Origin of the sequence: Klebsiella sp. Q11, from assembly GCF_964241505.1 — a bacterium.
GTDB classification, from domain to species: domain Bacteria; phylum Pseudomonadota; class Gammaproteobacteria; order Enterobacterales; family Enterobacteriaceae; genus Klebsiella; species Klebsiella michiganensis.
Genome location: NZ_CAXSXW010000005.1, coordinates 89,369 through 105,962, shown reverse-complemented (window position 1 = coordinate 105,962; position 16,594 = coordinate 89,369). Strand labels below are relative to the sequence as shown.

The following is a 16,594-nucleotide window of genomic DNA, read 5'->3' as shown; positions in this document are numbered from 1 at the left end:
CGCTACCCAGGATAAGAAAATGTTAGATTACCGCTTCCCGACAGCTTTGCAGATGGTTCTCAGCGTAGCAATGGCGGAGCAGTTGGGTGAACGTTCGACGAGCGCGATTCTGGCCTACGGCCTGGAAGCGAACCCGAGCTTTATCCGCAAACTCATGGTTCCTCTCACCCGTGACGGCATTATTGTCTCAACGCTTGGCCGCAACGGCTCTATTCATCTCGGCCGCCCGGCGGAAGAGATCACCCTGCGCGATATCTACGTCTCCGTTATCGAAGATAAAAAACTGTGGGCGTCGCGCCCTGACGTCCCCGCCCGCTGCGTGGTCAGCGCGAACGCGTGCTGGTACTTCAAATCTATCGCCGATGAAGCGGAGCAGGCTTCGCTACAGGTACTGGCACGCCACACCGTGGCAAGCGCGCTGGAAGAAGTGAAAAAAGCCGATACCAGCGGGTGCGATCCGGTGCCTGAACTTATCGCCAAATATAAAGAAGCCCATTAATTTTCCTTGAGCGCCAAAAAACCGCCTTCACAGTGAAGGCGGTTTTTTGTTATCTGCCGCACCCTACGCCGGCGAAACGTCCTCAGCAGGTTTACCGCGCGTCACGAATTTACGCAGCGTCACGTAAAACACCGGGGTCAGGAACAGACCAAACAGCGTCACCCCCAGCATCCCGGAGAACACCGTGATCCCGGTAACGCCGCGCACTTCCGCGCCCGCGCCGTGACCGAGGATCAGCGGGATGGTCCCGGCAATAAAGGCGATAGAGGTCATCACAATCGGGCGTAAACGCAGGCGACACGCCTCCAGCGCCGCTTCCATGATCCCTTTCCCCTGGATTTCCAGCTCGCGGGCAAACTCCACGATCAGAATCGCGTTTTTACAAGCCAGCCCCATCAGCACCACCAGCCCCACCTGTACGAACACGTTGTTATCGCCGCCGGTCAGCCAGACGCCAAACAGCGCGGAGAGCATCGTCATCGGCACGATAAGAATCACCGCCAGCGGCAGCGTCCAGCTTTCATACAGCGCCGCCAGCACCAGGAACGCCAGCAGCACCGCCACCGGGAAGACGATCAGCGCCGTATTGCCCTGCGTGGCCTGCTGGAAGCTCAGATCCGTCCATTCGATATTCATCCCGTTCGGCAATATCTGGCCGGACATCTTCTCCAGCTGCGTCATCGCCTGCGAGGAAGAGAGTACGCGCGGATCGGCATCGCCAATCAAATCCGCCGCCGGATAGCCATTGTAGCGAATCACCGGGTCCGGCCCGTAGGTGGTGCTGATATTCACCATACTGCCGATTGGCACCATTTCGCCCTGATTATTCCGCGTGCGCAAATTGGCAATATCCTCCACGCTTTCGCGGAACGGGCCGTCAGCCTGCGCCATCACGCGCCAGGTCCGCCCGAACTGGTTAAAATCATTGACGTAAGACGATCCCAGATAGGTTTGCAGCGTACCAAACAGATCGGTGAGCGACACGCCCTGCGCTTTCGCCTTATCACGATCGACCTGGACATCCAGCTGCGGCACGTTCGCCTGGTAGGTGGAGATCGGGAAGTGCATCCCCGGCGTCTGCATAATGGTACCGGACATCGCGTTTACCGCGCTTTGCAGCGCACCATAGCCAAGACCTGCCCGGTCCTGAATATAGAGCGAATAGCCGGAACCCTGGCCGAGCCCTAAAATCGGCGGAGGCAAAATAGAGAAGCCAAAGCCCTGCTGGATTTGCGCGATTTTCGCGTTGATCTCAGCGTTAATTTCCGCCGCCGAATGTTTACGCTGGTCGAACGGCTTCAGGCCAAAGAAGACCGTTCCGGTATTCGGCGTATTGGTGAACTGCAGCGCGTTAAGCCCCGGAAACGCGACCGCGTAATCCACGCCTTCGGTATTCATCCCGATTTCGCTCATTTTGCGGATCACCGCATCGGTGCGCGCCAGCGAAGAACCTTCCGGCATTTTCACGCCGCCGATTAAATACAGTTTATCCTGCGTCGGTATAAATCCGCCGGGTACCGCTTTAAACATGACGCCCGCCGCGCAGAGCAGCAGCACATAGACCACAAACACCGCCCCGCGTCGTCCGAGCGTTTTTCCCACCAGCCCCTGATAGCCGTTCGAGCTGCGGTGGAAAAAGCGGTTAAACGGACGGAAAATCCAGCCGAAAAGACGGTCGATAAGCCGGGTCGGGAAGTCTTTCGGCGCGCCGTGCGGTTTTAGCAGCAGCGCGGCCAGCGCCGGAGAGAGCGTCAGCGAGTTGATGGCGGAGATCACCGTGGAGATGGCGATCGTCACCGCAAACTGCTTGTAGAACTGGCCGGTTACGCCCGAGAGAAACGCCATCGGCACAAACACCGCGCACAGCACCAGCGCAATGGCGATAATCGGGCCGGACACCTCACGCATCGCCTGATGCGCCGCGGCGAGCGGAGCCAGCCCTTCCTCGATATTTCGCTCGACGTTTTCCACCACCACGATGGCGTCATCCACCACGATGCCGATGGCCAGCACCAGCCCGAACAAGCTCAGGGTATTCAGCGAGAAGCCCAGCAGGTAGAGAATGCTGAAGGTACCCACAACCGAAACCGGCACCGCGATCAGCGGAATAATCGACGCGCGCCAGGTTTGCAGGAACAGGATCACCACCAGCACAACCAGCACCACCGCTTCCAGCAGCGTTTGCACTACCGCGCGAATGGAATCGCGAACAAATACCGTCGGATCGTAAGGCGCCGCCCATTTCATATCCTGCGGGAAACGCTTCGACAGCTCGTCCATTTTGGCGCGCACCGCGTTAGACAAATCGATGGCGTTCGCCCCCGGCGACTGGAAGATACCAATCCCGACCGCGTCTTTATTGTTCAGCTGGGAACGCAGCGCATAGCTGCCGGAGCCCATTTCGATACGCGCCACGTCGCGCAGGCGGACGACCGTACCGTCCTGCGTTGTTTTCAGGACAATATTGCCAAACTCTTCTTCGGTATGCAGGCGCCCCTGGGCGTTAATGGAGATCAGGAAGTCGCTCTCTTTCGGCAGCGGCTCGGCGCCAAGCTGCCCGGCGGAAACCTGGACGTTCTGCTCCTGCATCGCCGTGACCACATCCGACGCGGTCAACCCGCGCGCCGCCACCTTGTTGGGATCGAGCCAGACGCGCATCGCGTATTCGCCCGAGCCGAAGATCTGAATTTGGCCGACGCCGGGCAGGCGCGCCAGTTCATCCTTCACCTTCAGCGTGGCGTAGTTACGCATGTACAGGGAGTCGTATTTACCGTTTGGCGAAAACAGATGCACCACCAGCGTCAGCGTCGGCGACTGCTTCTGGGTGGTGATCCCCAAACGCCGCACATCTTCCGGCAGACGCGCTTCGGCCTGCGATACCCGGTTTTGCACCTGAACCTGCGCCTGATCGGGATCGGTACCCGGACGGAAGGTTACGGTGGTCACCAGTACGCCGTCAGAACCGGCGACGGATTTCATGTACATCATATTTTCAACGCCGTTGATCGCCTCTTCCAGCGGCGTCGCCACGGTCTCGGCAATCACTTTCGGGTTGGCGCCCGGATACTCCGCGCGCACCTGCACGCTGGGCGGTACGACGTCAGGATATTCGCTCACCGGCAGCAGCGGGATGGCGATTAATCCGGTGATAAAAATCAGAATCGACAGAACGGCGGCAAAAATCGGCCTGTCGATGAAAAAACGGGAAAAGTCCATGGGTTGGATTCTCAGGTCAAGGGATCAGTTGAGGGCGGTGCTGGCGGTCATGGCCACGGTTTTCGCGTTAACCGGCATGCCCGGCATAAACACTTTCTGTAGACCATCGACGATGACTCTGTCGCCCGGCTTCAGCCCCTGCTGCACGATGCGCAAACCGTCCGCCAGACGCCCCGGCGTAATATCACGGCGCTGCGCTTTACCCTCTTTATCAACGACATAAACATATTTGCGATCCTGATCGGTCAACACCGCTTTATCATCGATAAGCGTGGCGTTGAATTCCGCGCTGCCCGGCAGGCGGACGCGGGCAAAGAGACCCGGCGTGAACTGACGCTGCGCGTTATCCAGCAGCGCGCGCATCCGGATCGTGCCGGTGCTCGGCGTTAACTGATTATCCAGAAAATCCACTTTGCCCTGATGGGGGTAGCCCTCTTCGCCAACCAGGCCAATCTCCACCGGCAGCGCCAGGTGATTGCTGGACGCGCCCTGCCCGCTGCGGGCGAGATTTTGATAATGGAGGTAGGTCGACTCGTCCACGTCAAAGTAGACGTAAACCGTCTTCTGCGACACCAGCGTGGTGAGCACGCTGGCGCTGTCGCCGGCGGTGACGAGGTTACCGCTGGTGATCAACGCCCGGCTGGCGCGGCCATCGATAGGCGCTGTCACTTTGGTGAAGTCCAGGTTAAGCTGCGCGGCGTCGACTGCCGCCTGGGCGGCGCGAATGTCGGCCTGCGCCTGGGTGGCCGCGGCGCGACGCTGCTCCCACTCTTCGCGGGAGACCAGGTTGGTATTGACTAATTTATCGGTACGGTTAGCCTCGCTTCGCGCCAGGCTGGCCTGCGTTTTGGCTCGCGCCAGCGTCGCCTGCGCCTGTTCCAGCGCGGCGCGATAGGTTCTGTCATCGATAGTGAACAGCACCTCCCCCTTTCTCACCTCCTGGCCGTCGGTGTAATTCACTTTATCAATGTAGCCGGAGACGCGGGGTCGCAGCTGGACGCTTTCCACCGCTTCAATCCGACCGTTAAAGCTGTCCCACTGACTAATGGATTTGACGACCACATCAGCGGCGCTGACGGCGGGCGCCTGCGGCGCGGCGTTTTGCGCGACGCCCTCATCGCATCCAACGAGGAGCGCGGAGAGCAGCATCACGCCCGGCACAGTCAGATGAAAGTTACCCCAGTATTTTTGCAGGCTCATTATTTTTATTCCGGTATTGGTAGCCGCCGGGCAAGACGCTGCGGGAGACGCCGCGCCACTTCCTTTGTCCGGTAGCTGGCTTAAGGCCATTTGTGTCGTTCATCGCCACAAAACTGTAACAGTTGCGAATACACTATCGCGGCGATTGTAGGAAGGCGCTTAATTAAGTGCAAGAATAATTGTTGCACTTAATGTGCTATTCCTGGCGCCTAAAAATGGCGCGTTTCCGGCATGGATTTAAATGCAACAATAAAACTTGCAATTAGTGCAAAAACGGGCCACCTTTAAATGCAACAGATAAAGATGCTTTTTTAGACGCTGCGTAGAGGTACATCAGATGAACACTGGCGCATTCATTCACGATTTACTCGACTGGATCGACAACAATCTTGATAGCCGTCTGGATATTGGCACCGTCGCCAGGCGAGCAGGCTATTCGAAATGGCATCTGCAGCGGCTATTTAAGGAGCATACCGGTTATCCTCTTGCCGAGTATATTCGCGCGCAAAAGCTACAAAAATCGGTCGAGCGCTTAGCCCACAGCGACGAACCGATTTTGAACGTGGCGATCGCCCTGGGCTTTGACTCCCAGCAGTCCTTCAACCGCAGCTTCAAGCGTCAGTTCGGCCAGGCCCCCGGCGCATGGCGCCGCAGCATCGGCAACCCGGATACGACGGGATTACGCCAGCCGACCCCGCCCTTCTCTGACTAAATTTTGCGCTCGCCGCGGCGCTGTGGCCGCGGCGGATATTAAGCGCCTCACTCCGCATCCAGCCTGCGCGCCGCTCAGGGATCTGCCGTTCTTCGACCGGCAAAATAGTGCGCGGGGGTGCTCCCCATCGTTTTTCTGAACATGGTGATAAACGCGTTGACCGACTCATACCCCAGATTAGCCGCCACGTTTTGCACCGATACCCCGCTTGCCAGCTCCCGCAGGGCAATAATCAAATGCAGCTGCTGACGCCATCGCCCGAAGGTCAGGCCGGTTTCGCGCAGCATCAGGCGTGCTAATGAGCGCTCGCTGAGCGCCAGCCGTTTCGCCCAAACTTTAAAGGTGCTGCGATCCTCCGGGTGGCTGACCAGCGCATCCGCCATGGCGCGGATCTTAGGATGCGCCGAAACCGGCAGACTCAGCTTCTGCTGCGGCATGGTGGCCAGCTCATCGAGCGTCACTCTGGTCAGCCTGCCGACATGGCTCTCCGCGGCGTAATCGACGTCCGCATTCGTTAAGCGGTCAACTAACGCTTTAATCAGCGGCGAAATCGCCAGCGTGCAGCATTTCTCCGGCAGCGCGGCGGCGCCGGGTTCAATAAACAAATAGTTGAGATGCGCATTCCAGGTCGCTTTGGCGCTGTGCGGGATCCCGCCGGGGATCCACACCGCGCAGTCTGGCGGCACTATCCAGATATCGTTTTCCGCACGACAAATCACCGCCCCATAGAGGGCAACGATCAGTTGTCCCTTGCGGTGGGTATGAACCGGCACTTCTGCCGCGTAATCAACGAAATCAATATGCCGCGCGACGGCAGGGCTCGGCGTGCTATCGGGATCAAACAGGGTATGGGCAAGTCTGGATGGCATCTCATTGGCAACATTTAGGTATTTTTTGACAGAATAGAGTATTTAAGGAGACGCGCAAAGCGGGAATAATTCCCGGCATGAGCACATTAACTTCCCATCACAGCCGTTTTTTACACGCGATAAGCCGTTGGTCAGGCCGCATAGCCTCTCCCTCGCTGCTGAGCGACGCCCATGCCCTGCTCTATTCCGTCAGGAGTTTTGCCGCCGCGATGCTCGCCTATTACGTTGCCCTGGCGATTGGCCTTGAACGGCCCTCATGGGCCATCATCACCGTCTACATCGTGTCGCAAACCTCGGTGGGCGCGTCCCTGAGCAGAAGCCTTTATCGCCTGGCCGGTACCGTGGCCGGCGCGGGGGCCACGGTATTGATTGTGCCGACGTTTGTGAATACGCCAATTCTATGTAGCGTGATTCTGGCAGGCTGGATCACCTTCTGCCTCTATTTATCCCTGCTTGAACGCACGCCCCGCGCCTATGCCTTTGTGCTGGCCGGTTATACCGCAAGCCTGATTGGTTTTCCCGCCGTCGCCGATCCCGGCACGGTGTTTAACATCGCCCTCATCCGGGTACAGGAAATCGCGATCGGTATCGTCTGCGCCGCGCTGATTCACCGCTACATTTTACCTGCCCGGATATCAGGGCTGTTCAACAGCAAATTAGCCCAGACGCTGCACGCCGCGCGCCAGCGGATTGCCGACACCCTGGCAGGCAAGGCCGACGCGCAGTCAGAGCCGCTGCATCTGGCGCTGGCGCTACAGTTTCTGCAGGGTATCAGCCACCATATCCCGTATGATTTTGCCCTTTCGGTTCCGGCCCGCCAGGCCAGGAAAGCGCTCCATGACAGGCTGGCGCGGTTAGTGATTGTCAACGGCGAAGTGCGCGATCGTTTGCAGATCATCGCCGAGATGCCCGCCGCGATGCAGGCTCTACTCAATGACGTGCAGGTCTGGCTGACCTGCGACGATACCGGCCAACGCAAAAACGCCGCAGAAGCGCTGCACCAGCGCAGCGCGCAGTTAGCGCAGCGGCTCGCGGCGCAGGCGCTGACCTATGAAGATGCGCTGCGGGTAAATTTCTTACGCTACATCGCTGAGTTGATTACCCTACTGCAACAGTGTGAGCGGCTTTCGGAGGCCATTCATCACGCCAGGCCTGCGCCAGCGCAGGCGGAAGATCGTGCGGCGACAGGATACGTTTTCCATCGCGATCCCCTCAGCGCCGCCCGCACGGCGTTGGGCGCTTTTGTCATCATTCTGAGCGGCTGTCTGCTATGGATTTACTCTGCCTGGCCCGATGGCGGCACGGCGGTGTCAATTCTTGGTGTTTGCTGCACGCTGTTTGGCAGTTTCGACACGCCGGCCCCGCATATTGTGAAATATATTATCGGCTCTGTCTGGGGCGTAGTGATAAGCCTTATCTATAGCTTCGCCCTGCTTCCTCCGCTCAGCGATTTCCCCGTGCTGGTGGCGGTGCTTGCCCCGGTCTATCTGCTTGCCGGATCGCTGCAGGCGCGGCCCCCCACGACCTTTATGGCCATGGGGATCACCCTGACGCTGCCGGTACTGTGCGAGCTGGGCGCGCGCTACAGCGGCGACTTCGCCGACGCGGCCAACACCGCGATCGCCCTGTTTTTCGCGACCGGCTTTGCGGTTATCGGCATGAGTCTGCTGCAAACCGTACAGGCGGACGCGGCGATAAAGCGTCTGCTGAAACTGTGCCAACGCGATATTCGCCGCAGCGTGAGCGGCGTATTTAAAGGCGATGAAACGCACTGGACCAATCTGATGATCGACCGGGCCGCCCTGCTGCTACCACGCTTGCCGCGCAGCGGGCAGTCCTCCGCCCGGGCGCTCGATCGCCTGGTGCACTTTCTGCGCATAGGCCTCTGCGTGATGCGCCTGCGCCGTTGCGAAACGCCTGCCGGCAGCGATATCCACGAGGTGCTTTCTCGTCTTACCCACACAACGGAGGCCGAAGCCTTACGCGAGCGCATTGCCGCCATGGCGAACCGCTGCTTGCCCGCGAGGGAGGAACAATCATGCCAGTTTGTCGACCGACTGGTCGATCTGCACTGCGCGTTACGGACGCAGAACGAGGAACCCACCCATGATAAATGACATCAATATCGGGGGCGTTTTTATCCCCGGACTGCTGCTGACCGCGCTCATTGCCCTGGTCTGTACGCTGCTACTCGTACCGCTTTTCTCCTGCAGCAGGCTTTACCGCCGCTTGCCCTTACGCCCGCTGCTTGATGTTTCAACCTATATCGTGACCTTTTTCCTGCTTTTGCAGGGCCTGACCACACTGGGGTTATTCGCATGAAATCTTTTTTCTCTTTGCTGGGCCGTTACGCGCTGACGTTAATCGCAGTAGCGGTAGCGGCCTGCGTGGCGTTTATTTTCTGGAAACAGTATGCGCAGACGCCCTGGACGCGCGATGGCCGGGTTCGGGCAGATGTGGTGCAGATTGCGCCGGATGTTTCCGGGCCGGTGAGCAGCGTGGCAGTGCGGGATAATCAGTGGGTTAACCGCGGCGATGTGCTTTATGCCATCGACCCGCGCTGGCTGAAGCTGGCGGTGCTCAGCGCGCAGGCCGACGTCGAAGCAAAACGTCATGAAATGCTGATGCGCCAGGATGCCGCCCGGCGACGCGCGCTCATCAAAGGGGTCATTTCCGGCGAGGATATCCAGCAAACAGGCAGCGCAGCGCGCGTCGCGGCGGCCAATTATCAGGGGGCGCTGGCTGCGCTGGAACTGGCGCAGCTGAATTTATCCCATGCAACGGTGCGCGCCCCGGTTACCGGCTACGTGACGCATCTTCGGCTCCGCCCCGGCGACTACGCCGCGGCGGGAGAGACAAAGATCGCCGTGATCGATGCGCACAGTTTCTGGGTGGTGGGCTATTTTGAAGAGACTAAGCTGCGTCATATTCGCGTCGGAAGCGCCGCACACATTTCTCTGATGGGGTTTGACCCGCTCATCACCGGGCACGTGGAGAGTATCGGCCGGGGGATCGATGATAGCAATGACGAGACGGGCGGACTGGGGCTGCCGGATGTCAATCCCACCTTCAGCTGGGTGCGACTTGCGCAGCGAGTCCCCGTTCGTATTCAGTTAGATAAGATACCGGAAGGGATTGAACTGGTGGCGGGACTATCCGCCAGCGTTTCCATCCTGCCTGAAAACCCTGACGGCGGGCGTAGCGGAGGATCGGGCTACGTGGCTCAGGCTATCCACCCATAGTGGACCCGAGACTCAATGAGGAAACGACGCTTCCTGCAAAAATATCTGGCCCGAATATACCGAACTCGATATTCTGTAATGCTTTGTATTTTTTGTGAACAGGAAAAAGTATGCTTAGTACGTTACCCGATTTACACAGAAGTTTTGCAGAGCAACTCAAGCTTAACGTTCAGTCTGACGCCCGGATTCACTCCCTGCTCGGGGGCGGATCGCTTATTCATGGCGGATTTGATCAATACTCCGATTTGGATTTTGTCGTTGTGGTAGACCCTCTCTACTACGATGAAATCATGGCGCAGCGTGTGGCGTTCGCCGGAACAGCAGGCAACCTGCTGCATGCGTTCACCGGGGAACATGTCGGAGAGCCTCGCCTGCTGATATGCCTGTATGGCCCTGAACTCCTCCATGTCGATCTGAAATTTGTCACCCTGGACATGCTCACTCAACGCGTTGAGGAGCCGGTAGTGTTATTTTCTCGCGATCGCCATGCCCTGGAGCGACATCTGGCACAATTTCGGGCCCAGTGGCCTGACATGACGCCGGAGTGGTTTGAGTCCCGAGCCTGGATCTGGCTTCATTATGCGGTAGTTAAACTGGGAAGGGGCGAACTTTTCGAAGCGATGGGTATGCTGTCATTCTTCCGGGAGCAAGTGCTGGGACCGATGCTGTACCGCCGCGCCAATCTACCGCAGCGTGGGGTTCGCCGCATTGAATGCCACAATATCGATCCTGAGGGCCTGCTGACCTCCACGCTGGCCACGCACGATCGTGACTCCGTCAGCATCGCCATCAGCAAGGCGGTTGACGCTTATATCAATCTGCGCGCTGATGCGCTGCCTGAAAATATCGCGGACGATGCGGCACGACGGGCGCTCCTTGCCATGCTAAAAGCGTATTCTGAACGGGTTTAAACGATACTTCCGGCCGCTTAAGTGGCCGGAATGTAAAAGAGAGTCTGATACACATCATTGAAGGCCCGCTCCTCCTCATTGCAAACCCTGGCTTTGTTGAGTCTGGCAGCTATATGCCAGAAGCGGATGTCTTAAGCCTGTTCTTTCCTTTAAACGCGAATACCGCAGGATATCGACCTGAATATTATTGATTTCATATCAAATACTTGCAATGGATTTTTAGCTATGGAAGAGATAAAAATCGCTGATGCTATATGAAACATTTTAATAATGACGGAATCGGATGTTGTTCGTAATGACCTTTAATTTGGAATGAGATATAACGTGCCTCGAAGAAAATTAACATTCTCATAACGTAATTAGGGTTAAGCAAATGAAGCAGGTTGGCATTGTTGGTTGGCGAGGAATGGTCGGTTCTGTTTTGCTACAGCGAATGATCGAAGAGAACGACTTCGACAATATATCAGCGCATTTTTTCAGTACCTCCAGTGCAGGAGCCGCCGGTCCTGTCATTGATGGTGTCGGCTACACACTTAAAGATGCTAATTCCGTAAGTGCGCTGGCCGAAATGGACATCATCATAACCTGCCAGGGCGGGGATTATACCAAAGCAATATATCCTGCTTTGCTTAACCATGGCTGGGAAGGCTACTGGATTGACGCGGCCTCAGCGCTACGGATGGATGAGAAAGCCTGCATTATTCTCGACCCCGTCAACCGCAACAATATCGATCGTGCAATTAAAGAAGGTATTAAACTTTTTGTCGGCGGCAACTGTTCCATTACGCTGAGTCTTATGGGGCTGGCTGGGTTGATAAAGGCTGATTTGATCGAATGGATGAGTGTGATGACCTACCAGTCCGCATCGGGTGCTGGTGCACAGTATGTACGAGAACTCATTGCGCAAAGTGCTTACATAAGCCGCCATTTATCTCCGGATGAGCTGGCATCCTCAGGTTCAGTGCTTCCGTTAGTTAATAAGGTCAGTGAATTGATTAACAGCGCTGATATGCCGACCCAGAACTTCGGTGCACCTTTGATGGGCAGCATCATTCCCTGGATTGACAGCGATTTAGGCGATGGCAATAGCCGTGAAGAATGGAAAGGTGAGGCGGAAACCAACAAAATTTTAGGCCTTTCTCCCGGTACGATCCCGGTAAACGGCTTATGCATACGCGTCGGCGTGATCCGCTGCCACAGCGCTGCTATAACCCTTAAGCTCAAGCGTGAAGTCAACGAAGAGGAATTTGCCGAATTAGTGATGAATTCCCACCCCTGGGTTAACTATGTGCCCAATAACAAGGAAGAGAGTGTCAGTACCCTGACACCGGCCTGTATCAGCGGTTCGCTTAAGGTGGGTATTGGTCGTTACAAGAAAATGTCGCTAAACAATGAACCGATCTACTCGGTCCTGACGGTCGGCGATCAGCTATTGTGGGGAGCAGCGGAACCATTGCGCCGCATGTTGAATATTTTGGCTGGAAAAGCTTGAATCATATTATGTGGACAAAACACCTCCCCCTAAACTCAACGGCATAAATATAAGCTGTATACGGAGCACTTGATGGTCACCACACATGTTTTTATCGCGGTCAGTCTTGATGGTTATATCGCCCGACAGGATGGCGATATCGACTGGCTGTTGCAGCGCGATGACCCAACAGAAGATCATGGCTATGCCGCATTCATCGCGGACAAAGATTGGATCGTTATGGGCCGGGGGAGCTATGAGAAAGCGCTGACTTTTGACCAATGGCCTTACGATCGACCCGTGCTGGTTCTCTCCCGACAGCTAACCGATACCGCCATTCCCGAGGCGCTGAAGGGCAAAGTGCAGCTCTCGAGCCGCACGCCGGGCGAAGTGCTTGCTGACCTGGCGGCGCAAAACGCGCATCGCGTCTATCTGGATGGCGGGCAGGTAATACAGTCGTTCCTGCGCGAAGGTCTGGTCGCCGATATCGTTATCACGACCGTTCCTGTCCTGCTCGGTTCGGGAAAACCATTGTTCGGATCCCTGACCAGGGATATCGATTTGACGCTGTTATCAAGCCGCAGCTTCCCTTCGGGACTGGTGCAGTCGCACTATCGGCTGACGTCATAAACGGCCTATAAACCTGACGGCGGCCTACGCTAAAGCAACAGTACCGCCCTGCCAGCGGTACTGAATGTTACTGATATAATGACAAAATAGATAAAAGAGGTGACGCATGGGTACTGACAAAATAGCTACGCTGTTTAGATACAAACGCTGGATAGATATTGAAACGCTACAAGCGATTAAAAGAATTGATGCGTCTGCGAATGCAGAAAAACGCCATCTGACGCTCAGATTAATGAATCACATACATGTGGTTGATATGATCTTCCGCGCTAACATTACCGGCCAGAAGCACTCCTACACCGCACTGAACACGCCAGAGACGCCCTCTGCCGATGAACTTCTGAGAACGATGACTGAATGTACAGACTGGTATATTCAATACGTCAATGCTATGTCCCCCGTTGACCTTGCTGAAACCATTAAATTCCAGTTTGTCGATGGCGGACCTGGTGAGATGAAGGCGGTCGATATGCTCAATCATGTGCTGTTTCACGGAACATATCATCGCGGCGCTGTAGGTTGGCTACTTTCAGAAAGTGGTGTAACCCCACCCAAGGACGTACTGACCGTCTTTCTAAGAGATCATAACCACGAGTAACCGAGTCATATCAATTTCCTCCCTTAGCCCTTAAAGCAAAAAATTAAGGAGCTTCAATCCCCTCAGTCAGTGAGTGAAAACCTTTCGCTGCAAGATGGGCGGGGCCTCGCCCGCCCTGCCGCCGCTACCGCGGCCAGACCTGCGGAAACTCATCGGCGACAAGCTGTTCTCCGTCGCAAAGCTTAAGCCCCGGAAACGGCGGCGACGTCACGCCGCCGCGGTCGGCGAATGTCGCATCATCCCCTACCCAACGGGCGGAAAATACCCGCCGCGCGCGGGCGGTTGAATTGCCCTTTGCCCCATGCAGCGTGCGGAAATGAAAAGCGACCGCATCGCCCGGCTCCAGCGCCCAGCTGACGATATCGTAATCCTCCTGATGGGCATCAATGTCCGGCAGCTCTTTAAAGCGCGAATGGGAATAGAGCTTTGAACCGTTAAACCGCGTTGGGCTGAACTCATCGTCCCAGCGATGGGAACCGCGAATACAGCGCAGCGAAATCGCCTCCGCTACCGGATCGAGCGGGATCCACAGACTGACATTCTGCCGCCCCTCCACGCAGTAATAGGGCTGATCGTGGTGCCATGGCGTTACCGTACTGCCGCCGGGCTGTTTCACCAGCGTGTGCTCGTGGAAAAACTTCGCCGTCTGCGACCCCATCAGCGCCGCGGCGATCTCCGCCGCTGGCGACTGAAAAACAAAATCGCGAAATTCCGGGATTCGTTGCCAGTTGCAATAGTCCTGAAAAAACGGCGCCGAGCCGTCCTCGGGGATCACCGTTCGCGCGTGACCGTACTCGCTGGGGTTCGCCATCAGCGCGGCGACGCCGCGCGACAGGCTCTCGATCCACGGCGTGAACACGCCTTTAAGTAGCACGACGCCGTCGGCCTGCCAGCGGTCGATAGTCTGTTGATCAATAAGCGGGGAGTTCGGGTTTTGCATAGTCGCCATCCTGTGTTGATAAATCAGCGAAGAGAATCGGAGGGATCGGCGCGCATCCAGGCGCAAAGGTTTTCCAGCATCGCCATACAGCGTTCGGTCTGGGGGATACTGATATATTCGTCCGCCTTGTGGCCCTGAGCCATGCTGCCCGGCCCGCAGATCAGCGTCGCGACGCCCGCCTCGTCAAACAGGCCGCCTTCGGTGCCGTAGGCGACGGTGGTGAAATCGTCGCTGCCGCACCACTGCGCCAGCCAGCGGGCGAACTCTGACTGCGGGTCGCTCAGCAGCCCCGGATAGTGGCTCAGCGTCTGGAAATGAATATCGCTGCGCTGCGCCACCTTGCGCATCGCCGGAAGCAGCTGCTCGCGGGCATAATCGCCCAGGGCGTCGGTCACGGCCTGCGGGCGCGTGCCGGGTAAATAGCGAATTTCAAAGTCGAACCAGCAGGATTGCGGAACGATATTCAGCGCCGCGCCACCGTGAATCGTCCCCACCTGCAGCGTGCCCGAGGGCGGCGAAAACCGGCTATCCTGCTGCTGCGCAACGCTTTCACCCAGCGCGTCCAGCCGGGAAATCAGCCTGGCCGCGTAGCTGATCGCGTTAACCCCTTCCGGGGCGTAGGCCGAGTGGCAGGCGTGCCCTTCCACGCGGCAGCGCACCGCGAGCTTGCCTTTATGGCCGTAGACCGGGCGCATGTCGGTCGGCTCGCCGATAATGCACAGCGCCGGTTTCCCGGCGGAGGCGCGGAGAAAATCCACCAGGCTGCGCACGCCCAGGCAGCCAACCTCCTCATCATAAGAGAACCCCAGGTGCAGCGGCATCCGCAGCGGCGCGGCAAGAAACGCCTCCAGCGACGCCAGCACGCAGGCGATAAACCCTTTCATATCCGCGCTGCCGCGACCGTAGTAGCGCCCGTCGCGTTCGGTAAGGGCAAACGGCGGCACCGTCCACGCCTGACCATCCACCGGCACCACGTCGGTATGGCCGGAGAGCATCACCCCGCCGGGGCCGGTTGGCCCAAGGCGGGCATAGAGGTTTGCCTTGCGCCCTTCGTCGTCATAAAACAGCTGCGACGTCACGCCGCGCGCGCGCAGAAAGTCGCCGATCCAGGCAATCAGCGCCAGATTCGACTCGCGGCTGGTGGTATCAAACGCCAGCAGCGCGCCGAGGATCTCACGCACGCGGTTATTCATCGCCCGGCACCCCGTAGGTCGGCGCTTCGCGCGGGTCAAGCGCGCGGGTGATATACGCTTCCATCTGCGGCTCGTAGGCCAGCCACAGCGCTTCCAGCGCCGCTACCGGGCGTTCTTCCGCCCAGTCGACGCGTAAATCCACCACTGGCCAGGCGTAATCCTCCACGACTTTAAGCGCCGCCGAGTGCTCCGGCCCGGCTTCGCCGCCCGCATCGATACCCGCCTGCAGAGCCGCAATCAGGCGGCTGGCCAGTTCGCCGCTGGCGGCTTCGAACGCCGCCGTCATGGCGGTAATCACCTGCGGGTTGGCCAGCATATTCCCCGCCGCCACGCAGTTCTCGCCCTGCGCCAGCTGCCAGATGCCGAGCGTATGTTCGCCGCTGAACACGGCGCTCTCGCCGCTGGCGTCGATGACCGCCACCTGGCGATAATCGCTAAACCGGTCTTCGCCCAGCGCCTGCGTCAGGGCCTGCTGCGGCGTGAGCCCCGCCTCAAGCCCGGCAAGGATCTGCGGTCCGAGTGCGGGCAGCGTGATGTTCTGGCTGGACACCGCGCCAACGCCCGCCAGCAGCCACGGGCAGCGGGCGCCGACGGCAATGCTGGATGAGCTAATCGCAATGCCCAGTTGACCTGACTCCGGGCACAGGGCGGAAATAGAGAGGGTCATGGTGCCTCCTGCGCATGCCAGTCGTCAGGGATCACCGCCGTGACGTCAATTTCCATCAGCCACTGCGGCTGCGCGAGAGCCGATACCACCACGCCGGTCGAAATGGGAAACACGCCTTTGAGCCATTTCCCCACTTCCTGGTACACCGGTTCGCGGTAGCGCGGGTCGATCAGATAGGTCGTCGTTTTCACAATATGCGTCAGATCGCTGCCGGCCTCTTCCAGCAGCTGTTTAACGTTCTTCATCGCCTGTTCCGCCTGGGCGCGCGGGTCGCCCAGCCCAATCAGATTGCCGTCAAAATCGGTACCCACCTGACCGCGAACGTACACGGTGTTTCCCGCGCGCACCGCCTGGCACAGATCGTTATTGAGCGTCTGATTGGGATAGGTTTCTTTGGTGTTAAACATCCGAATACGGGTATGGGTTGGCATAGGTTGCGTCCTCAA

Annotated in this window: 16 protein-coding genes; 9 read left to right on the top strand and 7 right to left on the bottom strand. The window is 57.9% G+C overall.

All coding sequences use genetic code 11. The features are described from left to right. Positions 1-19: 19 nt before the first annotated feature. Positions 20-499 (top strand): Rrf2 family transcriptional regulator, encoded by a 480-nt coding sequence (locus ACESQ2_RS09515; protein ID WP_004121015.1) that lies wholly within the window; start codon positions 20-22, stop codon positions 497-499. Positions 500-562: 63 nt separating this feature from the next. Here ACESQ2_RS09515 and oqxB read toward each other — a convergent pair whose 3' ends face one another. Beyond that, positions 563-3,715, bottom strand: coding sequence for a multidrug efflux RND transporter permease subunit OqxB (gene oqxB / locus ACESQ2_RS09510; protein ID WP_038424435.1), 3,153 nt, complete (start codon positions 3,713-3,715; stop codon positions 563-565). A gap of 24 nt (positions 3,716-3,739) precedes the next feature. After that, complete coding sequence (locus ACESQ2_RS09505; RefSeq protein WP_046877252.1) at positions 3,740-4,915, bottom strand: efflux RND transporter periplasmic adaptor subunit; 1,176 nt, start codon at positions 4,913-4,915, stop codon at positions 3,740-3,742. A gap of 337 nt (positions 4,916-5,252) precedes the next feature. Here ACESQ2_RS09505 and ACESQ2_RS09500 point away from each other — a divergent pair, with 337 nt between their 5' ends. Further along, positions 5,253-5,627 carry a helix-turn-helix domain-containing protein gene (locus ACESQ2_RS09500; RefSeq protein WP_004850429.1) on the top strand — a complete coding sequence of 125 codons (375 nt, stop codon included), beginning with the start codon at positions 5,253-5,255 and terminating at the stop codon, positions 5,625-5,627. Positions 5,628-5,701: 74 nt separating this feature from the next. On the opposite strand, the gene ACESQ2_RS09495 is transcribed toward ACESQ2_RS09500, so the two are convergent. Then, complete coding sequence (locus tag ACESQ2_RS09495) at positions 5,702-6,496, bottom strand: helix-turn-helix domain-containing protein (protein ID WP_009653008.1); 795 nt, start codon at positions 6,494-6,496, stop codon at positions 5,702-5,704. Between the two features lie 77 nt (positions 6,497-6,573). On the opposite strand from ACESQ2_RS09495, the gene ACESQ2_RS09490 reads away from it, so the two are divergent. From ACESQ2_RS09490 to ACESQ2_RS09460, 7 genes are all read left to right on the top strand, one after another. After that, positions 6,574-8,613, top strand: a complete 2,040-nt coding sequence (locus tag ACESQ2_RS09490; RefSeq protein WP_373170326.1) for an FUSC family protein — start codon at positions 6,574-6,576, stop codon at positions 8,611-8,613. Continuing rightward, positions 8,603-8,818: a DUF1656 domain-containing protein gene (locus ACESQ2_RS09485; RefSeq protein WP_014229155.1), complete on the top strand. Its 216-nt coding sequence runs from the start codon at positions 8,603-8,605 to the stop codon at positions 8,816-8,818. Before ACESQ2_RS09490 ends, ACESQ2_RS09485 begins: the two co-directional genes overlap by 11 nt. Next, on the top strand, positions 8,815-9,738 hold the full coding sequence (locus ACESQ2_RS09480) for an HlyD family secretion protein (protein ID WP_046877249.1): 924 nt from the start codon (positions 8,815-8,817) through the stop codon (positions 9,736-9,738). The genes ACESQ2_RS09485 and ACESQ2_RS09480 overlap by 4 nt, the downstream gene beginning before the upstream one ends. A 110-nt stretch (positions 9,739-9,848) precedes the next feature. Next, a complete protein-coding gene (locus ACESQ2_RS09475; RefSeq protein ID WP_049069654.1) occupies positions 9,849-10,649 on the top strand; it encodes a hypothetical protein in 801 nt (266 codons plus the stop codon). Between the two features lie 373 nt (positions 10,650-11,022). After that, positions 11,023-12,141, top strand: coding sequence for an aspartate-semialdehyde dehydrogenase (gene asd / locus ACESQ2_RS09470; RefSeq protein ID WP_201993937.1), 1,119 nt, complete (start codon positions 11,023-11,025; stop codon positions 12,139-12,141). Between the two features lie 72 nt (positions 12,142-12,213). Next, on the top strand, positions 12,214-12,750 hold the full coding sequence (locus ACESQ2_RS09465; RefSeq protein WP_009652973.1) for a dihydrofolate reductase family protein: 537 nt from the start codon (positions 12,214-12,216) through the stop codon (positions 12,748-12,750). A gap of 106 nt (positions 12,751-12,856) precedes the next feature. Further along, positions 12,857-13,348 (top strand): DinB family protein, encoded by a 492-nt coding sequence (locus tag ACESQ2_RS09460; protein WP_042945062.1) that lies wholly within the window; start codon positions 12,857-12,859, stop codon positions 13,346-13,348. Positions 13,349-13,472: 124 nt separating this feature from the next. Here ACESQ2_RS09460 and ACESQ2_RS09455 read toward each other — a convergent pair whose 3' ends face one another. From ACESQ2_RS09455 to ACESQ2_RS09440, 4 genes are read right to left on the bottom strand one after another with little or no spacing between them, the layout of a single operon-like run. Beyond that, positions 13,473-14,288 (bottom strand): phytanoyl-CoA dioxygenase family protein, encoded by an 816-nt coding sequence (locus tag ACESQ2_RS09455; protein WP_224260712.1) that lies wholly within the window; start codon positions 14,286-14,288, stop codon positions 13,473-13,475. A 23-nt stretch (positions 14,289-14,311) separates the two neighbouring features. Further along, on the bottom strand, positions 14,312-15,481 hold the full coding sequence (gene argE / locus ACESQ2_RS09450) for an acetylornithine deacetylase (RefSeq protein ID WP_032693421.1): 1,170 nt from the start codon (positions 15,479-15,481) through the stop codon (positions 14,312-14,314). After that, on the bottom strand, positions 15,474-16,148 hold the full coding sequence (locus ACESQ2_RS09445; protein ID WP_014229145.1) for a DUF1028 domain-containing protein: 675 nt from the start codon (positions 16,146-16,148) through the stop codon (positions 15,474-15,476). Before ACESQ2_RS09445 ends, argE begins: the two co-directional genes overlap by 8 nt. After that, positions 16,145-16,579, bottom strand: a complete 435-nt coding sequence (locus tag ACESQ2_RS09440) for a RidA family protein (RefSeq protein ID WP_004139129.1) — start codon at positions 16,577-16,579, stop codon at positions 16,145-16,147. Before ACESQ2_RS09440 ends, ACESQ2_RS09445 begins: the two co-directional genes overlap by 4 nt. Positions 16,580-16,594: the final 15 nt, after the last annotated feature.